This is a genomic window from Actinoallomurus sp. CA-142502, assembly GCF_050936355.1.
Classification (GTDB): Bacteria; Actinomycetota; Actinomycetes; order Streptosporangiales; family Streptosporangiaceae; genus Actinoallomurus; species Actinoallomurus iriomotensis.
In genome coordinates, this window is record NZ_JBNJMY010000001.1 from 4,751,977 (window position 1) to 4,775,826 (window position 23,850).

Annotated in this window: 22 protein-coding genes and 1 pseudogene; 11 read left to right on the forward strand and 12 right to left on the reverse strand. The window is 68.0% G+C overall.

The window, feature by feature from the left end; all coding sequences use genetic code 11:
- Positions 1–304 precede the first annotated feature (304 nt).
- The 3 genes from ACQEV1_RS22665 to ACQEV1_RS22675 all read left to right on the forward strand — a co-directional run bounded on the left by ACQEV1_RS22665 (position 305) and on the right by ACQEV1_RS22675 (position 5,671).
- Positions 305–1,795 carry a cellulase family glycosylhydrolase gene (locus tag ACQEV1_RS22665; protein WP_433405949.1) on the forward strand — a complete coding sequence of 497 codons (1,491 nt, stop codon included), beginning with the start codon at positions 305–307 and terminating at the stop codon, positions 1,793–1,795.
- Positions 1,796–2,782: 987 nt separating this feature from the next.
- Positions 2,783–4,231, forward strand: a complete 1,449-nt coding sequence (locus tag ACQEV1_RS22670; RefSeq protein WP_433395871.1) for an endo-1,4-beta-xylanase — start codon at positions 2,783–2,785, stop codon at positions 4,229–4,231.
- Positions 4,232–4,249: 18 nt separating this feature from the next.
- Positions 4,250–5,671 carry a non-reducing end alpha-L-arabinofuranosidase family hydrolase gene (locus ACQEV1_RS22675; RefSeq protein WP_285619496.1) on the forward strand — a complete coding sequence of 474 codons (1,422 nt, stop codon included), beginning with the start codon at positions 4,250–4,252 and terminating at the stop codon, positions 5,669–5,671.
- A gap of 205 nt (positions 5,672–5,876) precedes the next feature.
- On the opposite strand, the gene ACQEV1_RS22680 is transcribed toward ACQEV1_RS22675, so the two are convergent.
- Positions 5,877–8,213, reverse strand: a complete 2,337-nt coding sequence (locus tag ACQEV1_RS22680) for an ABC transporter permease (RefSeq protein ID WP_433395873.1) — start codon at positions 8,211–8,213, stop codon at positions 5,877–5,879.
- Positions 8,210–8,920: an ABC transporter ATP-binding protein gene (locus ACQEV1_RS22685; RefSeq protein WP_285619492.1), complete on the reverse strand. Its 711-nt coding sequence runs from the start codon at positions 8,918–8,920 to the stop codon at positions 8,210–8,212. Before ACQEV1_RS22685 ends, ACQEV1_RS22680 begins: the two co-directional genes overlap by 4 nt.
- 151 nt (positions 8,921–9,071) lie before the next feature.
- On the opposite strand from ACQEV1_RS22685, the gene ACQEV1_RS22690 reads away from it, so the two are divergent.
- Positions 9,072–10,358: a sensor histidine kinase gene (locus ACQEV1_RS22690; protein ID WP_433395875.1), complete on the forward strand. Its 1,287-nt coding sequence runs from the start codon at positions 9,072–9,074 to the stop codon at positions 10,356–10,358.
- Positions 10,355–11,026: a response regulator gene (locus tag ACQEV1_RS22695; protein WP_433395877.1), complete on the forward strand. Its 672-nt coding sequence runs from the start codon at positions 10,355–10,357 to the stop codon at positions 11,024–11,026. Before ACQEV1_RS22690 ends, ACQEV1_RS22695 begins: the two co-directional genes overlap by 4 nt.
- 139 nt (positions 11,027–11,165) lie before the next feature.
- Here ACQEV1_RS22695 and ACQEV1_RS22700 read toward each other — a convergent pair whose 3' ends face one another.
- The 6 genes from ACQEV1_RS22700 to ACQEV1_RS22725 form a co-directional block, all read right to left on the reverse strand.
- Complete coding sequence (locus ACQEV1_RS22700) at positions 11,166–11,963, reverse strand: endonuclease/exonuclease/phosphatase family protein (protein ID WP_433395879.1); 798 nt, start codon at positions 11,961–11,963, stop codon at positions 11,166–11,168.
- A gap of 133 nt (positions 11,964–12,096) precedes the next feature.
- On the reverse strand, positions 12,097–12,606 hold the full coding sequence (locus ACQEV1_RS22705) for an anthrone oxygenase family protein (RefSeq protein WP_433395881.1): 510 nt from the start codon (positions 12,604–12,606) through the stop codon (positions 12,097–12,099).
- Between the two features lie 144 nt (positions 12,607–12,750).
- Complete coding sequence (locus ACQEV1_RS22710) at positions 12,751–13,083, reverse strand: hypothetical protein (RefSeq protein WP_433395883.1); 333 nt, start codon at positions 13,081–13,083, stop codon at positions 12,751–12,753.
- A 10-nt stretch (positions 13,084–13,093) separates the two neighbouring features.
- Entirely contained in the window at positions 13,094–13,552 is a 459-nt protein-coding gene (locus ACQEV1_RS22715; RefSeq protein ID WP_433395885.1) for an alpha/beta fold hydrolase, read from the reverse strand.
- 71 nt (positions 13,553–13,623) lie between these two features.
- On the reverse strand, positions 13,624–14,475 hold the full coding sequence (locus tag ACQEV1_RS22720) for an NAD(P)H-binding protein (protein WP_433395887.1): 852 nt from the start codon (positions 14,473–14,475) through the stop codon (positions 13,624–13,626).
- Between the two features lie 199 nt (positions 14,476–14,674).
- Positions 14,675–15,058, reverse strand: coding sequence for a LysE family translocator (locus ACQEV1_RS22725; protein WP_433395889.1), 384 nt, complete (start codon positions 15,056–15,058; stop codon positions 14,675–14,677).
- Positions 15,059–15,156: 98 nt separating this feature from the next.
- On the opposite strand from ACQEV1_RS22725, the pseudogene ACQEV1_RS22730 reads away from it, so the two are divergent.
- Positions 15,157–15,405, forward strand: a pseudogene (locus ACQEV1_RS22730) (IS3 family transposase); the annotation flags it as partial.
- 59 nt (positions 15,406–15,464) lie between these two features.
- Here ACQEV1_RS22730 and ACQEV1_RS22735 read toward each other — a convergent pair.
- The 3 genes from ACQEV1_RS22735 to ACQEV1_RS22745 form a co-directional block, all read right to left on the reverse strand.
- Positions 15,465–15,833 (reverse strand): putative quinol monooxygenase, encoded by a 369-nt coding sequence (locus ACQEV1_RS22735; protein WP_433395891.1) that lies wholly within the window; start codon positions 15,831–15,833, stop codon positions 15,465–15,467.
- 172 nt (positions 15,834–16,005) lie between these two features.
- Positions 16,006–16,830 carry an alpha/beta hydrolase gene (locus tag ACQEV1_RS22740; protein ID WP_433395893.1) on the reverse strand — a complete coding sequence of 275 codons (825 nt, stop codon included), beginning with the start codon at positions 16,828–16,830 and terminating at the stop codon, positions 16,006–16,008.
- Positions 16,831–16,935: 105 nt separating this feature from the next.
- Positions 16,936–17,238 (reverse strand): putative quinol monooxygenase, encoded by a 303-nt coding sequence (locus tag ACQEV1_RS22745; protein ID WP_285619478.1) that lies wholly within the window; start codon positions 17,236–17,238, stop codon positions 16,936–16,938.
- A gap of 79 nt (positions 17,239–17,317) precedes the next feature.
- On the opposite strand from ACQEV1_RS22745, the gene ACQEV1_RS22750 reads away from it, so the two are divergent.
- The 4 genes from ACQEV1_RS22750 to sigJ all read left to right on the forward strand — a co-directional run bounded on the left by ACQEV1_RS22750 (position 17,318) and on the right by sigJ (position 21,694).
- A complete protein-coding gene (locus tag ACQEV1_RS22750) occupies positions 17,318–17,971 on the forward strand; it encodes a TetR/AcrR family transcriptional regulator (RefSeq protein WP_433395895.1) in 654 nt (217 codons plus the stop codon).
- A 556-nt stretch (positions 17,972–18,527) separates the two neighbouring features.
- A complete protein-coding gene (locus ACQEV1_RS22755) occupies positions 18,528–19,472 on the forward strand; it encodes an NAD-dependent epimerase/dehydratase family protein (RefSeq protein WP_433395898.1) in 945 nt (314 codons plus the stop codon).
- 25 nt (positions 19,473–19,497) lie between these two features.
- Positions 19,498–20,733, forward strand: coding sequence for an alpha/beta hydrolase family protein (locus tag ACQEV1_RS22760; RefSeq protein WP_433395899.1), 1,236 nt, complete (start codon positions 19,498–19,500; stop codon positions 20,731–20,733).
- 61 nt (positions 20,734–20,794) lie between these two features.
- Complete coding sequence (gene sigJ, locus ACQEV1_RS22765; RefSeq protein WP_433395901.1) at positions 20,795–21,694, forward strand: RNA polymerase sigma factor SigJ; 900 nt, start codon at positions 20,795–20,797, stop codon at positions 21,692–21,694.
- Here the strand turns inward: sigJ and ACQEV1_RS22770 are convergent.
- A complete protein-coding gene (locus ACQEV1_RS22770; protein WP_433395903.1) occupies positions 21,676–22,626 on the reverse strand; it encodes an Lrp/AsnC family transcriptional regulator in 951 nt (316 codons plus the stop codon). The two genes, sigJ and ACQEV1_RS22770, sit on opposite strands and share 19 nt — an antisense overlap.
- On the opposite strand from ACQEV1_RS22770, the gene ACQEV1_RS22775 reads away from it, so the two are divergent.
- Entirely contained in the window at positions 22,618–23,721 is a 1,104-nt protein-coding gene (locus ACQEV1_RS22775; protein WP_433395905.1) for an alkene reductase, read from the forward strand. The two genes, ACQEV1_RS22770 and ACQEV1_RS22775, sit on opposite strands and share 9 nt — an antisense overlap.
- The last annotated feature ends 129 nt before the right edge of the window (positions 23,722–23,850 follow it).

The window sequence follows — 23,850 nt, forward strand, 5'->3', positions numbered from 1 at the left end:
GCCCGAAGGGAGTCCTCGCCGTGACCCGGACGGAAACCACCACGCCCTCCGAAATGCGGCAACGCCCTCAACGGCAACAGCCCGTCCGGCGCACTGGCGAACGCCCGCTGTCCGGGCACTGGTTTTCGCCCAGTTGCCGCAGAACGCCCATCCGGCGGCACGCGACGGGGCGAGGACTCGCCCTCGCCGTGTCGCCGGCCGTCGCCCCCGGTGCCGTACGCGCCGGAGGCCTGAATCGCACAACGCGAGATGAGGTGGTGTCATGCTCGTCCCCCGAACACACCCAAGGACCAGGTCCTTGTTGGTGGTGGCCTTTCTCCTGACGTTGCTCGCCGCCTTCACCGGCGGTGTCTCCCTCGCGCCGAAGGCTCGCGCCGCGGGTGGTGGTTACTGGCACACCAGCGGCCGGCAGATCCTCGACGCGAGCGGCCATCCGGTGCGCATCGCGGGCATCAACTGGTTCGGTTTCGAGACGGCGAACCACGTGGTGCACGGACTCTGGAGCCGGGACTACAAGGACCTGCTGAACCAGGTGAAGTCGCTCGGCTACAACACACTCCGGCTGCCGTACTCCGACGACATCCTCAAATCCGGCACGGTACCCGACAGCATCGACTTCTCCAGCGGTAAGAACGCCGACCTGCAGGGCCTCACGTCGCTCCAGGTGATGGACCACATCGTCGACTACGCGGGGTCCGTCGGGCTGCGGGTCATCCTGGACCGGCACCGCCCCGACTCCTCCGGTCAGTCCGCCCTCTGGTACACCTCCAGCGTCAGCGAGGCCACCTGGATCGCTGACCTGAAGGCGCTCGCGACCCGGTACGCGAACAACCCGGCGGTCGTGGGCATCGACCTGCACAACGAGCCGCACGACCCGGCCTGCTGGGGCTGCGGAGACACCTCGATCGACTGGCGGCTGGCCGCCGAACGAGGAGGCAACGCGGTGCTCTCGGTCAACCCCGACCTGCTCATCTTCGTCGAGGGCATCCAGACCTACAACGGCGACTCCGGCTGGTGGGGCGGCAATCTCGAGGGTGCGGGCACATACCCGGTGCGCCTTTCGGTGGCGAACCGGCTGGTCTACTCCGCGCACGACTACGCCACCAGCGTGGCCGACCAGACCTGGTTCCACGATTCTTCGTTCCCGGCCAACCTGCCCGGCGTCTGGAACCGGTTCTGGGGCTATCTGTTCACCCAGAACGTCGCGCCGGTCTGGGTCGGTGAGTTCGGCACCACGCTGCAGTCCGGCATCGACCAGCAGTGGCTCGCCGCGCTGGTGAAGTATCTGCGTCCCACCGCGCAGTACGGCGCGGACGCGTTCCAGTGGACGTTCTGGAGCCTCAACCCGAACTCCGGTGACACCGGCGGGATCCTCAACGACGACTGGACGTCCGTCAACACCACGAAGGACGCCTACCTCGCCTCCGTCAAGTCCGCCGCCTTCGATCCGGTCGGCGACGGGGGAAACGGCGGCGGGGGAGGGTCGGGCAGCGCTGCCTGCGTCGCCTCCTACCATGTGGACAACGACTGGGGCTCCGGCTTCACCGCCACCGTGACCGTGACCGATTCCGGAACCACCGCCACGAAGAACTGGAAGGTGACCTGGTCCTTCGGCGGCAACCAGTCCATCACGAACGCCTGGAACGCCACCGCCACCCAGTCCGGCGCGAACGTGACGGCGACGAGCGTCTCCCACAACGGCGCTCTCAACCCCGGCACGTCGACGACGTTCGGAGTGCAGGCGACCTACTCGGGCGCCAACCCCGCCGTCACCCCGGTATGCACCGCCGCATGACCCGTGCCTGATCGCGGTCCGAGGAGGCGTCCGGCCGCGGTGACCGCGCGACCGCGTCCACCGACCGGCCCGTTGGCCGAGAACGGGTCGGTCTCGGTGGAGAGGCGCCCTGGTGTCGACCGGCGACCGACGACGCGGTGAGCCGCCGCGCCGCCGGACAGGGGCTTGTCGGACACGCCCCTGGTGCGTGAGGGCGGCACTTCCTCGACGACCGCCTTCGCGAGAGGGTCAAGCGCCGTTGGACCTAGGCCGCACGGTTCCCTCGCTGGCCTGGGACCAGGGCTCAGAGATGAGCCTGCACCATGAGGCGAACTCAACTCCGGACCACGCAAAACGCTCGGCTGGCAAACCCCAGCCGAGCGCCTCGCTGAACTCCTGACCGCAACCAATTGACCACCGTTGAAGCCGTTGTCGCCACCGGCGCTCACGCTGATCGAAGCGCCGGACGCGACCTCGGGCGCGGTGGGCGGAATGTCATCGCTGACGATCCGGACGGTCGATCGAGCTCCTTTCTTTCGCGGGTCGGTCGAAGGTGGTGGTGGGGCGGAGCAAATATGAGTCTTGGAGGTATGTCAAGCGCCCGCTGCGCATCGCGAAAAACGCGACAGGGCTGACTGTGCCTCAGCTGGTGTTATGGGCGTTGATGCGCCTGGCCGGTGAAGCGCCGTCATGAAAGTTTTCATTGGCGAGTCCCTCTCAGGGGGAGATCCTCGAAAGGTTTCGGTGGCATACCTGCCCACTGGAAGAGGTAGGGGACGGGGGCAGACCATGATCAGAAGCCGAAACATTTTCGAAAGCCTTGACACGTTTTCCGGGCGCTATTCACACTGATTCTCCGAGGCGGTTGGGCGTGCCCGGCGTGGCAAGGCCCACCAACTGGCGATGCCTTGGTGGTGTGCGTTCCCGGCGAAGGAACGCGGCGTCGATTCTGCGGGGCTGTCCCCGCGTTTCCGGCATTTCCCGTGCTTCAGTTATGGAGGCTCAGGAGTGAGCACCAGAAAAACACTTTCGCCCGGAACCCGGCGATCGGTCCGCCGTTTCCGCCGGGCCCTGGTCGCCCTCGCCCTCGGCGTCGTCGGGACGACGACCGTTGAGCTGGCGGTGGCGGTTCCTTCGAATGCCGCGGCGAGTACGCTCGGCGCGGCGGCGGCGCAGAGCGGGCGGTACTTCGGCACCGCCATCGCCGCCGGCAGGCTCGGCGACTCGGCGTACACCACGATCGCGGGCCGCGAATTCACCATGGTGACGCCCGAGAACGAGATGAAGATCGACGCCACCGAACCCCAGCAGGGACAGTTCAACTTCAGCGCCGGTGACCAGGTCTACAACTGGGCGGTGCAGCACGGAATGCAGGTCCGCGGCCACACCCTGGCCTGGCACAACCAGCAGCCCGGCTGGATGCAGAGCCTCAGCGGCAGCGCCCTGCGCCAAGCGATGATCAACCACATCAACGGTGTGATGGCCCATTACAAGGGCAAGCTCGCCTACTGGGACGTGGTGAACGAGGCATTCGCCGACGACGGCTCCGGCGGCCGGCGCGATTCCAACCTGCAGCGGACCGGCAACGACTGGATCGAGGTCGCCTTCCGCACCGCGCGGGCGGCCGACCCGAACGTCAAGCTCTGCTACAACGACTACAACATCGAGAACTGGAACGCCGCCAAGACCCAAGGCGTCTACAACATGGTCAGGGACTTCAAGTCCCGCGGCGTCCCGATCGACTGCGTCGGCTTCCAGTCCCACTTCAACAGCGGCGACCCCTACAACGGCAACTTCCGCACCACCCTGCAGAACTTCGCTGCCCTGGGCGTCGACGTGGCCATCACCGAGCTGGACGTCCAGGGCGCCTCGCCCACGACCTACGCCAACCTGACCAACGACTGTCTGGCCGTCTCGCGCTGCGTCGGCATCACCGTCTGGGGAGTACGGGACAGCGACTCCTGGCGGTCCGGCGACACTCCACTCCTCTTCGACGGGAACGGCAACAAGAAGGCCGCCTACACCGCCGTCCTCAACGCCCTCAACGGCGGGTCGTCCTCCCCGCCGCCCACTGGCGGTGGACAGATCAAGGGCGTCGCCTCCGGCCGCTGCCTGGACGTGCCCAACGCGAGCACGACCGATGGAACCCAGGTGCAGCTGTGGGACTGCAACGGCAACAGCAACCAGCAGTGGGCCTACACCTCCGCCAGCGAGCTCCAGGTCTACGGAAACAAGTGCCTGGACGCCGCCGGCACCGGCAACGGCGTCAAGGTACAGATCTACTCCTGCCACGGCGGCGACAACCAGAAATGGCGCGTCAACTCCGACGGAACCATTGTCGGCGTCCAGTCCGGACTGTGCCTGGACGCCGCCGGCCAGGGCACCGGAAACGGCACCCAGATCCAGCTGTACTCCTGCTGGGGCGGCAGCAACCAGAAGTGGTCCGTCTCCAGCTGACCCGTGAGGAGGGTCCCCATGTACAGATCACGTATCAGGAAGAAGGGCCGCGCGCTGACTTCGGCGCTGGCAACGGTGGCCACGACCGCGGCCGTTCTCGCGGCCGCCCCGATGGCCACCCCCGCTCGGGCCGACGTCACCGGTGCCCTGCGCGGCGTCGGCTCCAACCGGTGTCTGGACGTGCTGGGGCAGAGCCAGACCGACGGCACCTACCTGCAGCTTTATGACTGCTGGGGCGGCGCGAACCAGCAGTGGACCTCGACCACCGGCGGCCAGCTGACCGTGTACGGCAGCAAGTGCCTGGATGTGCCGAACCACGCGACCGCCGCCGGCACGCGGGTGGAGATCTGGACCTGCAACGGTGGTACCAACCAGCAGTGGCGCGTGAACGCCGACGGCACGGTGGTCGGCGTGGAGTCGGGGCTGTGCCTGGAAGCCGTGGGCGCCGGCACGGCCAACGGCACCGCGGTGGACATCGGGACGTGCAACGGCGGTGCCGGCCAGCAGTGGACCGGCCTGTCGGGCACGACCCCGACGTGCTCTCTTCCGTCGACGTACCGCTGGACGTCGACGGGTGCGTTGGCGACGCCGAAGAACGGGTGGGTCTCGCTCAAGGACTTCACCGACGTCGTCTACAACGGCAAGCACCTGGTCTACGCGTCGAACGTGTCGGGATCGTCGTACGGTTCGATGGCTTTCAGTCCCTTCACGAACTGGTCCGACATGGCCTCGGCCGGCCAGACCGGGATGAGCCAGGCCGCGGTGGCGCCCACGCTGTTCTACTTCGCGCCCAAGAACATCTGGGTGCTGGCGTACCAGTGGGGTGCGTGGCCCTTCATCTACCGGACGTCGAGCGACCCCACCAATCCCAATGGCTGGTCCTCGCCGCAGGCGCTGTTCACCGGGAGCATCTCGGGTTCCGGCACCGGCCCGATCGACCAGACGCTGATCGGTGACGGTTCGAACATGTACCTGTTCTTCGCCGGTGACAACGGCAAGATCTACCGGGCGAGCATGCCGATCGGGAACTTCCCGGGCAGCTTCGGCTCGTCGTACACGACGGTGATGAGCGACTCGACGGCCAACCTGTTCGAGGCGGTCCAGGTCTACAAGGTCCAGGGTCAGAACCAGTACCTGATGATCGTTGAGGCGATGGGGGCGAATGGGCGGTACTTCCGCTCGTTCACGGCCTCCAGCCTGAGCGGTTCGTGGACTCCGCAGGCCGCCAGCGAGAGCAACCCGTTCGCGGGCAAGGCCAACAGCGGGGCCACCTGGACCAACGACATCAGCCATGGTGACCTGGTCCGCAGCAACCCCGACCAGACCATGACCATCGATCCCTGTAACCTGCAGTTCCTCTACCAGGGCAAGTCCCCCAGCGCCGGCGGCCCGTACGACCAACTGCCGTGGCGTCCGGGTCTGCTGACGCTGCAGCGCTAGCCTGCGTGCTCCACGGTGATCGCGAGCCGGTGACCGCCGGCGTGCAGGTGAGCCGGGTGCCCCTCCCGCAAAGGAACCGACGGTGTCGAGTCGACCAGGTTCCCGCGCCGGAGGGGCACCTTCGCAGCGGTTCACGGCTGGCGACCGGGTCTACACCTGCACACCCTGCCCGATTCCTCAAGACGGATCGAATGGACTCGGGCGGTCACTCGGTGCGGAGGGCGACGGCGGTCCGGGTGCGAGTCGCCCACCCGGCGGGCAGCAGAGCGCCTGCGGTCGCGATCACCAGTCCGCCCAGGAGCAGCGGGATCACGAGCGGCAGGTCGTAGACCGCCGCGTCGACGGCCGGAATGTCGGTCCCCGCGGCGCGGCCCATGATCGGAACGACGACACCGTGGAGGGCGACGCCGATGGGAACGCCGACCACGCCGGCGATGAGACCGACACCGCCCACGGACGTGATGATCATGGCTGTCGTCTGCCGCGGTGACATGCCGAGTGCCTTGAGAACACCGAGATCGTGTACTCGTTCGCGGGTGTCGAGGACGGCGGTGTTGAGCACCCCGAGACCGGCGACGCAGAGCAGAAGAATGGTGAGGGCGCCGGCCAGAGCATCCATGGAGACCACGGTGTCGCTGAGCTTGTCGCTGTTCCGGGTCGCCGAGACGCCGAATGGCTCCAGGTCCCGGTTCACCGCCTGGATGTAGTCGTCACGGTTCACGCCCGCCTTCAGGCGGACGTCGAACTGGTACGAGAGAGGGTCCATCTGCGGCCGCAGTGCGGCGATCGACGTCCGGTCGAGCACGATGAGCATGCCCTCCTGGCGGACGCCCAGGACTTCTCCCACGATCTTGACGGTCGACGACCGGGATCCGTTGACGAGCGTGATGCCGTCGCCGATGCGCGTGCCGGTCGCATGCAGGAAACCGGACGCTGCGACGACCTCGCCCGCCCCGTGGAACCAGCGTCCCCGGATCATCTGCCATGACGCCCAGGAGGAATCACCCTGGTAGGAGATCACCGTGGTCGCGCCGGCCAGACCGGCCACCCCGAGATCCGCCTCGGCGCTGTTGAACCACTGCCCGGTGCCCGGCTGCCGGGTGATCGCGGCGTCGACCTTGTCGGTGTTCACGGGCGAGGTCAGGTCGCTGACCACCACGTCACCCGGAGATCGGAGGTTGATGCCGCTCTGAATGCCGTTGAGGGAGAGCGCCAGCCCGATTCCGAACGTGGCGCCGATCGTGCCGATCGCCACGGCGACCGCCATCGTCGCCGAGCGACCGGGACGCGCGAACGGTGTGGCGAGGCCGAGCGTCAGCGGGCGGGGGAGAGGAAGCCGCCCGAGCACCCGTCGGGCCACGCGACCCCGGTCGCCACTCGGCGTGCGACCCACGGCGATGGCCTCGACGGTGCGCAGGTTCCCCGCTCGGCGAGCCGGAGCCCAGGCGCTGGTGGCGATGGCGACAAGGGTCACCGCCGCGACGAGGGCGTCCACCCAGGGGGCGATGCCGGCTCGGCCGACGCCGTACACCTCTGCCGTGTCGCCCATCACCGGGATTGCCGCGAGGTTCCCGAGGACCAGACCGAGCAGGATTCCCGCACCACCGGGGATGAGAGCCTGCCCCAGGTAGGCCCGCACCACCTGACCGGGCGTGAATCCGAGCGACTTGAGGATCCCGATGCGACGTGTGCCGGCCGCCACCGCGCCGCCCACGACGATCCCGACGACCAGGATCGACATGACGAGACCGAGGATGCCGAACACAACGATGAAGGGCGCGAACGTCGCCGAGGCACGGGTCGCGGCCAGCCGTACCTTGAGCCAGGACTGCACTCCGACCAGCGACTTCCCGGGTGCCAGGGCGGCGACCGCGGTCCGGTCCGCGTCCAGCTGGGCGTTGGTCGAAGCCTTCTTGAACCGGTAGAGCATCTGGTAGTCCGGCCGGCCGCCGGAGGCCGTGAGCGAGGGAATCGTCGTCCGCGGGACCCAGGCATCGGCCGTCTCGCCGGCCGAACGGGCGATGCCGACGACCTTGAACAGCGGGTCGCCCGGCACCCCCGGGAAGCGCATGGTGTTGCCCAGGACGAAGGGCTCGTTGTGGGCGCTCATCACGATCTCGCCCGGCTTGGTGGCCCAGCGCCCCTTGGTGAGGGTCAGGTCGTCGACCGAGCCGCCGGGTCGACGACCCACGACCGTCAGGTACGTCAGCTGGATGCCCGACGGCAGACCCCCGCCGGTGTCCACCGGGGTCGGCTTGACCGACACCAGCGGGTAGGGGCCGGCGGCGGCCGTGACCTGGCGGGCCCGCGCGGTGGCGGCCACTTGGGCCGAGGTGATCTGCGACGAGTCGAAGCGCGCCGACAGGTGGGCTCCGTGCTTCCGGTTGAACGCGTGGTCGAACGGGCCCTCGGACGCGACGATCAAACCGGCGGCCAGTACGGACGCGGTGACCGCGAGCGTGGCCGTGAGACCCATGACCACGGTCTGGACGCGCCGGCGCCCGACGCCCGCGCGCACGATGGTGCCGAGGCCCCCGGTCATCTGGTGACCGCCGCGCCGTCTCGGGCGAGCCGGCCGTCCACCAGCTCGATCGTACGCGTGGCGCAACTCGCCGCGAGGCCGGTGTCGTGAGTGACCAGCAGGATGGTCTGACCGCGTTCGTTGAGCTCGCGGATGAGCCGGACGACGCTGCCGGCGGACGCACGATCCAGCGCACCGGTCGGCTCGTCGGCCAGGATCAGGGGCGGGCGGTTCATGAGCGCACGGGCCAGAGCGACACGCTGGCGCTCGCCGCCGGAGAGGCGCCCCGGGAAGGTGCCCCGGTACTGCTCGATGCCGAGGTCGGCCAGCAGTTCGAAGGCGCGCTCGTGGGCCTCGGCCCGGGGCATGCCGGCCAGTTGGGCCGGCAGCAGCACGTTGTCCTGGACGGTCAGGTCGTCCAGCAGGTTGAAGAACTGGAAGACCATGCCGATCGTCGCCCGGCGGTACTTGGCAGAGCCGGCCTCACCGAGCCGGTCGACACGGACGCCGTCCACGGTCACCGTGCCCTCGTCGGGCTCGTCGAGTCCCGCGATCATGTTGAGCAAGGTCGACTTGCCGCTGCCGGAGGGCCCCAGCACGGCCAGCGCCTCGCCGCGCCGAACCTCCAAAGTGAGGTCGCTCAGCGCGGGATCTCCGGCCTCATACCGCTTTGTCAGATGACTGATTGAAATAAGGGGGCCAGCCCCCGAGCTGGTCGTCTTCTCCATACCTCGACGCTAGAAGCGGATCACCGGCCGCCGCGTCGTCCGCGATGTGGAACCCGGTCCGAGGTCATCCTCACGATGTACATCGCTCGGACCGGCCGTGTGGTCACCGCGGGCGATGCGTGTCGGCGGGTGCCCCTGCGACACTGTCAAGGTGCACGAAGTCCTTGGCCGATGGAGGGCGAGTATCGCCGCCTTAGGGCGCCCGGGCGGCCCCGCCGGGCCGGTGCCCCGCCGCGCCCTGCTGCTGGACGGCGGGCTGGCGTTCCTGGTCGCCCTCCTGATCGCCGCTCGCGCGGGCGTCCACGGCGACCTGGCCGACTCCACGGCCGCCCTCGCCAGTTCGAGGCGGGCCTGGGGGATCGTGATCGGCCTCGCGGTCGCGGCACCCCTCGTGTTCCGACGGCGGGTGCCACTGACCACGTTCTGGCTGGTCCTGCTCGTGGTGCACTTCAGCCGTCACGCCTCAGGGGTGGATCCGACATTCCTGGTGGTGGCCACGGTGATCGCGGCCTACAGCGCCGCGATGCACAGTCCGTACCAGATGCCGGCGATCAGCAGTGTCCTGCTCGGCACCGTGGTGCTGCTGGCCGACTACCGGCCCGATCTGACGTCGGTTCGTCCTGGCATTCTCATGGTCGGATTCCTCGTGCCGGTGGTGCTGGCGGCGGCCACCATCCACACCTGGAGGCGGCAGATCCGCGCCCTGGAACTCCAGCAGCGACTCGCCACCCGGCGGGCCGTCGAGGAGGAGAGGTCGCGCATCGCCCGCGATCTCCACGACGTCGTCACCCACAACGTGAGTGTGCTCGTGATACAGGCCGGGGCCGCTCGCAAGGTCATGGACAGCCGGCCGGAACTGGCCCGAGAGGCCCTGCTCGCCGTCGAGAGCGGCGGCCGGGCCGCCATGACCGAGTTGCGGCACGTCATGGGGCTGCTCACGATGGACGGCGACGAAGCCCACATCGAGCCGCTCGGCGCAGGCCAGGAGAGCGGGAGCGGCGCGGACAGGACCATGCTCGCACCGCGGCCGGGCGTCGATCAGATCGCGGACATGGTCGGCCGGGTACGCGACACCGGCGCGACCGTGGAGCTGCAGGTCACAGGGCCCGTTACGCCGCTGCCGCCGGGTGTCGACCTCGCGGCCTACCGGGTGGTGCAGGAGGCGCTCACCAACACCCTGAAGCATGCCCCGGGCTCGCAGGTCACCGTGCTGGTCGAATACCTTCCCCGGACGGTCCGGCTCCGCATCACCAACACCGCCGGCGACGCGAACGGTGCCGGGGACCCCCAGCGCACCCGCATGGACGACATGGGAGGTGGGCACGGCCTCGTCGGGCTTCGAGAGCGCGTCGGGATCTACGGAGGAACCTTGGAGACCGAACACCTGCCGAGTGGCGGCTACCGCCTGGAGGCCCAGATCCCGACGGACGCCGGATGAGCGACGCCCTCCGGGTCGTCATCGCCGACGACCAGGCCCTGGTGCGGAGCGGATTCACCATGATCCTGGTCGCGGACGGCATCGAGGTCGTCGGTCAGGCCGGCGACGGCGAGGAAGCGCTCGAACTCGTACGCCGAACAAGCCCGGACGTGGTGCTGATGGACATCCGGATGCCGCGGGTCGACGGACTGGAGGCGACCCGGCAGATCCTTGGTCGTGGTGGCCCGGCCCCGCGCATCGTCATCCTGACGACCTTCGACCTCGACCAGTACGTGTACGCCGCGATGGCCGCGGGCGCGAGCGGGTTCCTGCTCAAGGACGTGTCGCCGGAACAGCTGGTCACGGCGGTGCGACTGGTGCGGACCGGCGATGCCCTGCTCGCACCGGTGATCACCCGTCGGCTGATCCAGCGCTATGCCCGGCGGGATCGTCGGTCCTTTCCCCTCACCGGCGATCTGTCCGCGCTGACGGCCCGGGAACTGGAGGTCTTGACGGTCCTGGCCCGGGGCCAGAACAACGCCGAGATCGCGCAGACCCTGCGGCTCAGCGAGACGACCGTGAAGACGCACGTCACCCGGATCCTGGGCAAGCTGAACCTACGGGACCGAGCCCAGGCGATCGTCCTGGCCTACGAGGTGGGGCTCGTGACGCCAGGCTCGGAGACCTGAGACAAACCGGTCGCGCCCAGGATACGGATCCGGCGGCTGTGGTGTTCGATCATCGCCAGCACGTACGCATCCTCCGCCAATAGCTCACCCTCGGTCACCACCGAAAGAGCGACAGAGCCGAACGTGTGTCTTACAGTCCCTAGAGATCGAGCATCAGGGCACGGTGGTCGGACACCTCAGGTCGAGCAATGATGTCGAACCGCTGAACGGCGCTGGGTTCGGATACCAGCATGTAGCTCGCGTGTCGTAGTGGCTTGGGGTAGCGCGAGGTTCTGGTGTCGGCATCCTGGACAAGGTCGACCAGTCCGAGCTTGGCGAGGATCTGGAACGTCTCGCTGTTGGGCAGTAGGTTGAAGTCGCCGCAGACCACGATCAGGTCGCCTTCTTGGCTGACGCTGGTGATGAGGTCTGCGAGTCGGTCGGCCTGTGCTCGCCGCGCTGGGCTGTCGGTCTTCCCGTTCGGATCCCGCAGGCCGTGCAGGTGGGTGACGGTGACAAACCGCTGTGCTTGGCGGTCGAAGACACGTAGGGCCTGAGCCGCACGGGGGCGATCACCGGCCGGCCAGTGGCTCTGGTACTCGACGTAGGCGCCGTGTATGAAGGTCGATCGTATGCCGACGAGGGGAAGGCCGGGAGCGGTGAGGGCCATCAGACCGAACTCCTGCTGGTGCAGGCCACCGGTCTGATCGTGGACCGGGCCGGCGTCGTTGGCGGTGAAGAGCGCCTGGTGGCTTGGGAGCAGGGAGCGGATGTCGGATAGGAGATCTGCCCGCTGTGGCAGTGACCGCTCGGCGTCCTCGAAGCGTGTCCAGCCGTTGGCCGTCGGGGTGTGGGTCACTTCTTGGAGGCACAGGATGTCGGTGTCGCAGGTGGCGAGCCAGCGGGTGAGGTCGTCGAACACCGCGCCGCCCCAGGCGTTGAGGGAGATAATTCGCACGGGATATGAACCCTAGTCTCGGTTTTGAGGTGGCGGGGAAGTCCAGGCGGGTGTGTTGTGGCGCTTGGCCCAGCGTAGGAGGTTCCCGGTGGTGCCGCGTTGAGCGGTGCCGGAGGGAACGGGACGGACTGGCTTAGGCATTCGTTGCATGGGGTGCCCGTGAGTTGGTGGGCGGTCTACTTATCGCCGTCGTGCTGAGGAAAGCGAGTGCGAGAACGGCCGCGCATGTCCGTACGGCATGTGCGATCTGCCAGCGGTCGCGAACGCTCGCCCAATCCGCGGGAGGCGCTTTTACGCTCCAGCCGGTCTGGTCGCTGTTGATCGGCAGGTTGAAGATGATTGTCGTGACGAAGACACTCAGGAGGAGGATGAGTGCCGCCAGGGTCAGCCACAAGAAACGCCCTCTCATCTTGATCGCGGCGGCGACCAGGACCGCTGTGGTGATCACAGCGGGGATGAGGGTTACGGAGGCGAGAGTGTCTAGACGGTCAAGCTCGACCTGCCGAACCTGGGTGTAGACGAAGCGGTCATAGTGGCGCAGGGACGACTCGAGGACAAGGACCCCGACAAGGAACCCCGCAAATATTCCCGCGAAAGTGAGACTCAAGAAACGTGTCAGTCTGATGATCGAAGTTCTTCTCATGGCTGGTCTTCCTTGCTGTTGGCGGCGTTGACAGATCGTCTTGCCGCCTGAACGGATGCTGCATGTGTCGTGTGTGCTCTCGCGGCGGCCGGCGGCCGGCGGCCGGCGGCTCAGGCCGCCGCGAGACTCTCGTCGGAATGTTTGCTATTTCGTCGAGTGGATGAATTCGTCGATGACGGTGGCGAGCATGGGACCTCGGTCCTCCTGTACGAAGTGGCCCGCGTCGGTAATGGTGGTGTGCGGTCGTCCTGCGGCGCCTGGAATACGCTGCCGTAGGATCCGTTCGCCGTCGCCGACTCCGTAATCTCGGTCGCTGAACGCGCACAGGAACGGTGTCTGCAACGTTTCCAGCACGGCCCACGCCCGCCGGTTCGCCGGTGCCGCCTCGTCGAACGGAGCAATGGGGACGAGCAAAGGGAACTGGCGGGCGCCCTGCAAGTACGACTCGTCGGGGAACGGAGCGTTGTACGCCGCCAACACCGCGGGGTCAAGCTCGGTGACGGTGCCCCTGTCGGTGCTCCGCCAGCAGACGCAGCCCCAGCAGGCCACCCCAGTCTTGGCACACCATGGTGATATCGCGGAGATCAACGCGATCGAACACGGTCTCAGCCAGCCATTCGACGTGGCGCTGATAGGTGTAGGTGAAACGATCGGCAGGCTTGTCGGATTTGCCGAAGCCGATGAGGTCTGGGGCTACGCAGCGGTGCCCGGCGGCGACAAGTGGCGGGATGACGTGCCGGTAAAGGTAGCTCCACGACGGTTCGCCGTGCAGGAGCAGAACTGTCTCTCCTGACGTCTTCGCCGGATCGTCCGGCCGTTCGTCAAGGTAGTGCACCCGCAGCCGAGTGCCAGCACCATCGCCGGCGTCAATCTCGACGTAGTGGGGCGCGAATGGGTACTCCGGCAAGGCCTCGAACCGAGACTCCGGCGTGCGCAGCACCTTCATGGCAGGCGGATCCTCTGTCGGAGCGCCGGCGCGGACGTCCGTATCCATCATGTGTTGCGATTCCATGGACGTCATCGACTCTGGAAGGCCGCGGCGTGGTCGGCGACCCACTCGGCATAAGTGCGCGCGGGCCGGCCAAGGATCCTTTCCACCTCGCCGGTGACGGCCTCGGCCGGCCCGGTTCCCCGCGCGTACCTGGCCATCAGGGCATCGACGAACGGTTCAGGGATCCCACGCTGGACCATGCCCTGCCGGACCGCCACCGGAGGAATCTCGACGTACTTCAGGGGCCTGCCGAGCACCTCGCCGATAACGGCCACCAGTGCCTCGTGGGAGAGGGACTGCGGGCCGGTGAGCGACAGTTTCTTGCCGGTCAGGTCGGCGCCGAGCAGCGCGCGGGCGGCGACCTCCGCTAGATCCAGTTCGTGAATCAGCGGTTCGGCGAAGCGTGCATACGGGCCGCGAACGACATCGCCGACACGGACCTGAGGCGCCCACGTACGAAGAGTGTTGATGGCAAAGGAGGCGGCCCGGAGGCTCACCCATTGCAGGCCGCTCCCGACGGCGGCGTCCTCAGCTTCCTTGTTCCTATCTCCCTGGAAGCGCGACGGTTGCTCGGCCGGGTCGTCGTCGACGTTGATCGCTGCGAGCGTCACGACGCGAGCCACGCCTCGCTCCCTGCCGAGTGCGAGAAGCTCACCGGCGGCCTCACCGACGGCGCGGGGGTGAAGGAAGATCGAGGTGACGCCCTCCAAGAACGGGACGATCGTCTCGGGGCGTGACGGGTCGCCCCTCACCACCTCGATGTCGGCGGGAAGGCCGGCGGCGTGCGGATCGCGGGAAACGGCACGCACCACGGTGCCTTCGCTGGCGAGCAGGTCGATCAGCGGGCGTCCGACAGTGCCGGACGCCCCGGTTACCAAGATCATGAAGACAGCCTCCTGAGGATCGTATCCGACTCATAAACTATGAGATTCATACTATATGGCCTCCGGTAAGCCGCTTACGGTCGGCTCAGGTCAGGCAGATTCAAGCTTCGATGTCGCGACATCGATCCCAGGAGGGATGCGTCGGCCGGTCCGGAACAAAGGCGGATTCGCGGCTCACCGCCGGCTGCGACCGCTACGCCCAGGCCGGCGTGGTGGCCTGGGGCCGTGACTCGGCCTGGGTGCATAGGTGCAGGACCCAGCCGTGGACCGTGTTCCCTCGCGGGTCCGGGTTTAGGCGAGGCGATGCGCCACCGAGCCGCCCCTCGGCTGCGGTGGTCGTGGTGACCGGCGCGGAAGGTGAGGCGAGTGTCCGCGCGCCGTGCCACATCAGGCAGCCGCCGCCAAGGACGGTCAGCGCGGTAAGCGCCTTGGGGTTCTCCGCGACCAAGGCACCGACACCGACCGCGACGATGACGGTCATGCCCGCGTAACCGAGTACGAGCCCGCCCACAGCGGGGACCACGGACCGGCCGCGCAGTCCCGCACTGATGGTGAACGCCCAGTCCGCGCCCGGCACGACGATGAGCGGCAGGGCGACACCCAGAAAACGGCTATGGAACCGGCGGGCCTGGGCATGTCTCCACTCCGTGGCGTTGTACGTGTCGGATCCGGGGGCGGATCACGGCCGAACTGCGCGATGCGGGCCAGCAGGTGAACCATGAGCGCGTCGAGCGGGTGATGCGGATCTTCGGAATCGTCGGGGTGCATCTGCGCCGCAAGGTCCGCACCACGGTGCCCGCCCCCTCACACCAGACGGTGCCGGACCTGATCAAGCGGGAGTTCACCGCCCCGACGCCAAATCAGCGTTACGCCGGCGACATGACCTATCTCCCGGTCGGTGACGGGCGGTTCCTCTACCTCGCGAGACGGTGATGCGGCTAAGGGCGCGTCCCGGGGGCTGGTAAAGCGTATCGATGGAGGTATCAACCATAGGTGGGAAGTTTGGCCGCCACGACGTCGGTGTAGGTGAAGGACGGCGGCGCGGCGAACAAGTCCATGGCCGCGTCGTCGGTAACCCGAATCTTCCCGGCCTCGAGATGGAACTGTCGGCCGGCTTCGTCCGGGAATGCGTCGACCACTGCGAAGCTGGTCGGGCCAAGACGGATCGCCAGCCAGGCAATGGTGTCGGGTTCCTCAAGGACCGCGGTGAGACCGGCCTTGAGGAGTGCCTCAACCTCTGTCTCCCGCCCGGGCTTGGCTTCGACTCGGACCATGAGTCCCTTGGTCACCTTCGCTTCGGTGTTCTGGGGATGCTGGATGTCCATCTCTGACGCCCTTTCTGTCGTCTTCATGCCGCTTACAGTTCTGTTCCTGTAGGTCAGGAATGCGGTACGGCACCAGTCGTCGGAAATCGCGGTCCGCTGAGATCTCGCTGCGGCGCCGGCCTTCGTCTGTCACCGCCTGGAACAAGGTCTCGACGCCGCGGAAGAGCCGTCCGGCCGCCTGCCCGTCCCTCGCAAGGGGTCAGGACGTTTGCTGCGACGCCGAGTGTTGGATGAGGAAATGGGTGATTTCAGCGGCGATCACCTCGGGTGCCTGGAGGTACAGAAGGTGGTTGGTGCCGGGAATGTCGGCGTCCGTGCAGCGCTGGAATCGCTGATGGATGAGTTGCCGGCCCTCGCTGAAGAACGGCCCACTGCGCGTCCCGAGGACCGAGAGCACGGGAGCGCTCACTGCGGCGGCGCGCGTCGGGCTGAACGTCCAGGCGGTCAACTCAGGCCACTCCGCCCGGTAGAACATCTCGGTGTCCCGGACGGCCATGTCGAATGCGTCTGGGGCGGCGGTCGCGACGAGTTCCGGCCAGTTCTCGCCGCCGAGCGCGGCGAAGGTCGCGGTGGCAGCGCCCGCCATGTCGCCGGCGGCGTAAAGGCTCATCACCGGGTCCATACCGCTGAAGAACGCCTGGGAACTGGGCGCCTCACTGAGGATCGGTTCCACGAGGATCAGGCTTCGCGTGCGGTCGGGTGCCGCGAGCGCGGCCTCGATGGCGACCGTCGCTCCGTAGGAGTACCCCAGGATGTGCGCGGACGGCAGGTCGAGCGCGTCCAGCAGGCCGAGGGCATCGGAGGCCTGCTGCTCAGTGCTGATCGGCCAATCCCGGCCAGTGCTGCCGCCCATCCCGCGCCGGTGGTACCGCACCAGGCTCAGCGAGGGTGCGCGTCGGCTCAAGGCGGTTGCCAGGGGTCGGAGCCCGGTCGCGATGTTGGAGCCGTGGATTAGCAGCAGCGGCTCACCCTCGCCCGTCAGCTCGTACCGGATGTCGATGTCGTTGACGCGCGCTGTCTTCATGACGCCTTCTTTGAATGGGTTGGTCATGCGGTGTTTTGCTGATGCCTGCCGCACGCTGTCGTGGGGCGCGGCGTGCGGCGGGTGGTCATCTTTGATTGAGGGAGGTCACTCGCCGGGGACCAAGCTGGCGACCACGTCGATGTGCTCGACGGTGGGCGGTTCGGTGAACAGGCCAACACCGGCCGCCTGCAGCGCCGGGAGGTTGGCGTCCAGGTGGGCCTGGCGGTCCGCGTCGTTGGCGAACGCGTCGTAGATCGCGAACGTCGTCGGACCCAGTCGCAGTGCGAACCAGACGACGGCCTTGCCCTCCTTGCGCACGATCTCCACCACCGACTTGAACCTCTCCTCGACCTCCTCGACCTTGTCCGGCTTGGCCTCGACGCGGATGAACAGTCCTACGGTGACCATCAGGCACTCCTCACTTCTGTAACGATCGCTGCAGAAGAAGCTATCAGCCTTTGAGAACGATCGCTATAGAATGCGCTGTATGAGAACGGGACGGCCTCGGTCCTTCGACCGCGACAAAGCACTCGAAGACGCCATCACCGTGTTCTGGGAACACGGCTACGACGCCACCTCCATCTCCCTGCTCACCAAGGCGCTCGGCATCGGTGCGGCCAGCCTCTATGCCGCGTTCGGCGACAAACGGGCACTGTTCGTCGAGGCGCTCGATCGCTACATGCGCACCTACGCCGCGTTCACCGAGCGTGCCTTGGCCGAAGAACTCGGCGCCCGCGACGCCGTCCAACGCCTGTTGCGCGAGGCCGCTACCGCCTACACCAGGCCCGACCGTCCACGCGGCTGCATGCTGATCAGCGCCGCGACCAACTGCTCCCCGCAATCCGCCGACATCGCCGCCCATCTGCGGGATCTGCGCGCCGCCGGAGTACGCGCGCTGGAAGACAAGGTCGCCGCCGCCATCCGCGCGGGCGACCTCCCCACCCGCACCGACACCCACGCTCTCGCGACGTTCTACGCGGCCGTCCTCCAAGGCATGTCCGCCCAAGCTCGCGACGGCGCCACCACGACCGACCTGCGGCACATCGCCGAGGCGGCCCTCCACGCCTGGCCGCGAACCGCGAGCCAACAGACTGTTCCCAGCGCGGATGCGGCACCGAAGGAAAGTGGGAGCCGAGGTTGAGTGTGGTCGCCGAGGCGTAGTGTCTTTTAGGGCATTTCGGCGATATCGCCAGACGAACCGGCAGTCACCACGGTGGGGCGTTCGGGCCGGCCCATCGTCGCTGTTCCCCACCGGACGTACTCCGGGTGGGCGTCGGCCTCGTACGTGCCGGCGTGATCCGCGCCCGTAAAGGCGGTGACCACTCCCTGGCCGGGCTCAAGTCCATCCGAACCGCACGCCCTGACGGCGCACCCCCGCCATCCGCACCCTAGACCGCGAACGCGCCCGCATCCGCAGCCAACGACAACAACGCTGGGGCCGACCGCGGCCAAAGGCCGCATGATCAAACCCGGCGAACGTATGTGGTCACCGCACCAGCCGACACGACGGCCGCCCCAGGACGTGACATCCCTCACGGGACCGGCGTCTCACGCCCGGTCGGCAGGCCGGCAATCCCTGCAGGTAGTTGTGGTGTGGATCACTGTCCTGGTTGTCACGCGGAGACGGACTGGCTCGTCTGGCTTTCGTATCTGACGGAGCCCGGCGTGGTTAGCCGGGAGGGATCAAGGAGTGATTCATGCGAGTTCTACTCGCGGGAGCCACTGGGGTGATCGGTAACCGGATGGTTCCGCTGCTGACCGCCGTGGGACATGAGGTGCTGGGCCTGGCCCGGCCGGGATCCGACACGACCGCGCTGCAGGCGGCAGGGGCCCGGACAGTGGTCGCGGACGCCCTGGACAGGGACGGCCTGCGCCGGGCGGTACGGCAGGCGGCGCCCGACGTGGTGGTGAACATGCTCACGGCGATCCCGGCCGAGATCAGCCCCAAGCACTTGGCGCGCGACTTCGCGACGACCAACCGGCTGCGTACCGAGAGCACCCGGAACTTGATCGACGCGGCCGCCGGGGCGCGGATCATCAGCCAGGGCCTGGCCTACGCCTACCAGCCGGGCGAGGGCTTGGCCGCAGAGGACGCCCCGCTGTGGCGGGCCGGCACCCCCAAGCAGTTCGTGCCCGTCCTCGACGCGCTAATCGAGCTCGAACAGCTGACCAGGCAGGCGGGCGGACTGGTGCTGCGGTTGGGTCATCTCTACGGACCCGGCACCATCTATGCTCCCGACGGCTCATTCGTCCGGCAGGTGCGTGCCGGGAAGGTGCCGCTGGTCGGCGGAGGGAACGCGGTGTTCTCCTTCACCCACGCCGACGACGTGGCGGCCGCCGTGGCCGCCACGCTCGACAAGCCGGACGTCGCCGGCGTGCTGAATATCGTCGACGACCGGCCCACGCCGCTGCGCGAATGGCTGCCGGAGCTGGCCACCGTCCTCGGTGCTCCGGCACCGAAGAAGGCACCCGCCTCCCTGGCCCGGCTCGCAGTCGGAAGCTGGGGCGTGGCGTTCATGAACCGGCTGCGCGGCGCCGCCAACACCCAGGCCCGGCTGCACCTGGACTGGCGCCCCCGCTATGCGTCGGTGACCGAAGGGTTCGCCGCCGAGTTGGCCTCCGAGACGCGCGTAACCGCGTAAACATCGAACTTAGGGACAATCCGTGATGAAGTCTTCGCTGAAAACGCTACTCGCCGCCCTGGTCGCCGGCGTAACGGCAACCGCCGCCCTGGCCCCGGCGCGCGCCGACGTGGTCTGTGACGAGTCGTGCGAGGCGGCGTGGGCGCGGCAACGCGCCGACGCCCTGCCCCGTACCGCCTTCTACGACGCGCCCAGCCCACTGCGGTGGGCACCGGCCGGAACCCCGATCCGGCAGCAGTCCGCGACCGACTACACCGTGCCCGCGGGGACTAAGGTCACCCGTTTGCTTTACCACTCGCGCACTGCCCATGGACGGGACGTGGCCGCGTCCGCCGTCGTGCTGGTCCCTTCCGGTGCCTCACCGCGTAGAGGCCGGCCGGTCGTCCTCGACGCCCACGGCACCAGCGGAATGGCCGAGGACTGCGCCCCGTCCCTGATGCGGGACCTGTACCACGGCGACCAGATGGCTCGCTTCCTGGCCAACGGCTATGCCGTCGTCGCGCCCGATTACGCCGGGCTGGGCACCGACGGCGGGCACGCCCTCGGTGACAAGACGGCGGCCGCGAACGACGTCCTCGACGCACTGTCGGCGGCCTGCCGTACCGTACCGGGCCTCTCCCGCGACTGGGTGCTATGGGGACACTCCCAGGGCGGCGCCGCCGCGCTCGCGGTCGCCGAACGCCTGGTGCGGTACCCCGTGAACGGCTATCGCGGTGCCGTGGTGACCTCCCCGACCGCGAATCTGGCCCAGCTCGCCGACCACACCGCCACGGTGCCGGGGTTGGGCGTCTTCATCGCCCTAATCACCGCCGGCGCGCATGCCGGCGACCCGGCGATCGATCCCGGGCGACTGCTCACCACCGAGGCGAACAGCCGCTTGGAGGTAACCCGTTCCGGCTGCCTGGGCGTGGTCAGCGCCGTCTTCAGCGACCTGACCGGCCCGAGTCTGGTCCGTCCCGGCTACCTGACCGAGCCGCGCTTCGCCCGCTTCCTCAAGGCCAACAGCACCGGAACCCAGCCCGTGGCCGGCCCCATCCTGCTGCTACAGGGGCAGTCCGACACCGTCGTACCCGTCTCGATGACCGACGAGGTGGCCACCGCGCTTCGCCGCACCGGATCCAAAGTCGACTACCGCACGTACCCCGGCCTGCAGCATGACACCTACCCTGGCCAGACCGTCGGCATTGACGACGGCGCCATGACTGACATCCTCACCTGGATCGCCGGCAGGTTCGCCGGCGGAATCGGCACGGCCGGGTGAACGTTCTAGCTCCCTGGCGCGGAGGCGAGCCCGCCGCGCCAGGAAAGGCAGGGAGCACAAGGTGGACACCGTCTTCGAAGAGCACCGCCGGCTCCTCCTCGGCTTGGGCTACCGGTTGCTGGGCAGCATGTGGGACGCCGAGGACGTGGTACAAGAGGCATTCCTGCGCTGGATGAACACCGACCGATCGCGGATTCGCGAGCCACGCTCGTTCCTGGTGACGGTCGTGACCCGCCTTGCGCTCGACCAACTCCGCTCGGCGCGGGTGACACGTCAGGCCTACACCGGACCGTGGCTGCCCGAACCGGTTGACGAGCAGGAGTTCGGACCGCTGGAGACCGTCGAGCTACGCGACACGCTGTCTTACGCGACGCTGCATCTCATGGAGCGACTCTCGCCGCCCGAACGCGCGGTTTTCGTGCTTCGGGAGGCTTTCGAACTGCCCTATCACGAGATCGCCGAAATCCTCGACCATCCCGTCGCGACCTGCCGCCAGTGGTACCGCCGCGCGGCCAAGTACGTGGAGCGAGATGCGAAGCCGTTCGTCCCGCACCCGTCCGACCATGCCGAACTGCTCACCCGGTTCCTGGCCGCGGCACGGGGCGGCGACATGACCGCTCTCACCGACATGCTGGCCGAGGATGTGGTCGCCTACAACGACGGCGGAGGCAGGGTCCGCGCCGCGCTGCGTCCGATCGTCGGGCGCGACCACGTGCTGGCGTTCGTGGCCGGACTGATGTCGCGCTACCCGCTGCAGGAGGCCCACCTGACCTGGGCCAACGGCGAACCGGCGGTCTGGACGGTGATCGGCCGCCAGCGGCAACTGGTCACCTTCGACGTCCGCGAGGGGCGCATCCACGCAATCTACGGCGTCCTCAACCCTGACAAGCTCACTCGTATCCGGACCGACGAATACGCGGGCGGCGCTCCCGGGCGAGGATGTCACGCGCCGATGCCGTAATACCGATCTCCCAGTGTGACGGCGTTCTTGACAGTGCGGACGACCGGCGCGGACTCAAGGTGGGTCACAGCGGGTAGCACAGCGATGCGCCGGGTGATGTAGTCGTACAGATCGCTGACGGTGGAGCAGACCACGCTGGCCAGGAGGTTGGTCGAGCCCGTCGTCGCCGCGGTGTAGGCGACCTCGGGGTGTTGTGCGAGCAGCTCTCCGACACGATGGAGCTGGGAGGGGGGCACCGACAGCCAGAGCAGCGCCCGGAAACGCAGCCCGAGCAGGGTGGGGTCGAAGTCGACGTCGAAATACAGCACACCGGCGTCCTGAAGGTCGGCCATCCGGCGGCGCGCGGTGCTCGGCGACCACCGTGTGACCTTCGCGAGATAGTGGAGCGGAGTCCGGCCGTCCTCGCGCAGCGCGGCCATCAGGCGGTGGTCGCCATCCGTGAGGTCGAGCCGCCGGCCGCTCGGCGACGCCGCCCGGAGGCGCCGTGCCTGCTCCGGGCCCAGGATCTCGGCCTTCTCGAGCAGGCCGTGAGCGCCGCCGAGGAAGACGTGGAGCACACAGTGCGCGGTTACGTTGAGGACCCGGGGAGTCCGAGGCAGCCGGCGCAACAGCAGTGATTCCCCGTCGCCTGAATCTTTGGCGCGGACGGCGCAGAGGATGTCGGTGCCGCCCGAGGTGAGCTGGACCCAAGAGGTGTCGCGACGACGGGCGAGCGCCTCGGCGATCGTCGTCGCGGCATCCGGTGTGCAGCGCACACGTGTGAGCCATACGACCTCATCGACGAGGCGGGGGTCGGTCAGACCGATGACGCGCAGTGTGCCTGACTCCCTCAGCCGTGCGTACCGGCGGGCGATGGTCTGGCCTGAAACGCCCAGCACCTCTCCCACCCGGCTGAATGAGATGCGGCCGTTCAGCTGGAGCGCATGGATCAACTGGCTGCTTTCGATCCAGTCACCGTCGAGGATCTGACGCTGCCGAACCGCGTCGTCATGGCCCCGATGACCCGCAGCCGGGCGTACGGCCCAGGGCAGTCGCCGACCTCGCTGATGGCGGAGTATTACGCGCAGCGTGCTTCGGCCGGTCTGATCATCAGTGAAGGAACGCAACCGTCGGTGGTCGGCCAGGGTTACCCCAGCACACCTGGATTGCACAGCGACGAACAGACCGCGGCCTGGCGTGAGGTCACCGACGCGGTGCACGCGGCGGGAGGGCGCATCTTCGCCCAGCTGCTGCACACCGGCCGCATCGGTCACCCGTTGCTGATCGACGGCCGGCGCCCGGTGGCTCCGTCCGCCGTAAGGCCCAAGGTGTCGGTGTTCACCCCCCAGGGTCTCAAGGATTGCATCACCCCCCAGGCGATGACCGGTGAGGCGATCGAGCAGACCCTGAACGACTTCGTCGTCGCCGCGCGGAACGCAGTCGCGGCGGGGTTCGACGGTATCGAGGTCCATGGGGCCAACGGCTACCTCGTGCACCAGTTCCTCGATCCCACGACCAACCTTCGTACCGACGGTTGGGGTGGTTCGGTCGAGAGGCGGATCCGGTTCGCGGCCGAGCTCATACGGCGGATCGCCGACGCGATTGGGCCAAGCCGGACCGCCATGCGGGTCTCGCCGGGAAACCCCTACAACGACATGTCCGAATCGGATCCCCATGCCACCTACCTCGCGCTCGCAGAAACGCTGCGGACGCTGGGCCTGGCGTATCTGCACGTGGTGGAGACCGGCGACCGAGACCTCACACGGAAGCTGCGTGCGGAGTTCGGCGGGGTGTTCATCCTCAACGCGCACACGGCGCCGCGGCCGACCGGGCCTGAGGAGCTTGCTCTGGTCGAGGACGGTACGACGGATCTGCTGTCCTTCGGTGCGCTGTTTCTAGCCAATCCCGATCTGCCGCGCCGGCTGGCGACCGGCGGCCCGTTCAACACTCCGGCTCGAGAGCGGTTCTACGGCGGTGACGAGCGGGGTTACACCGACTATCCGGCGCTGCCCGATCAGCCGCTTGACGGCAGCGGCGTGTCAGGGTGAAAGATCACTGATCTGCCTCGCCGCCGCCGATCCGCTTGCCGGCTTCAGACCGTAGTGGTCGTTGATCAGGACGGTGTCGGATTCCCGCAGCGCTCCGGCGACCGCACTTGGGCCGACCGTCTCACGGCG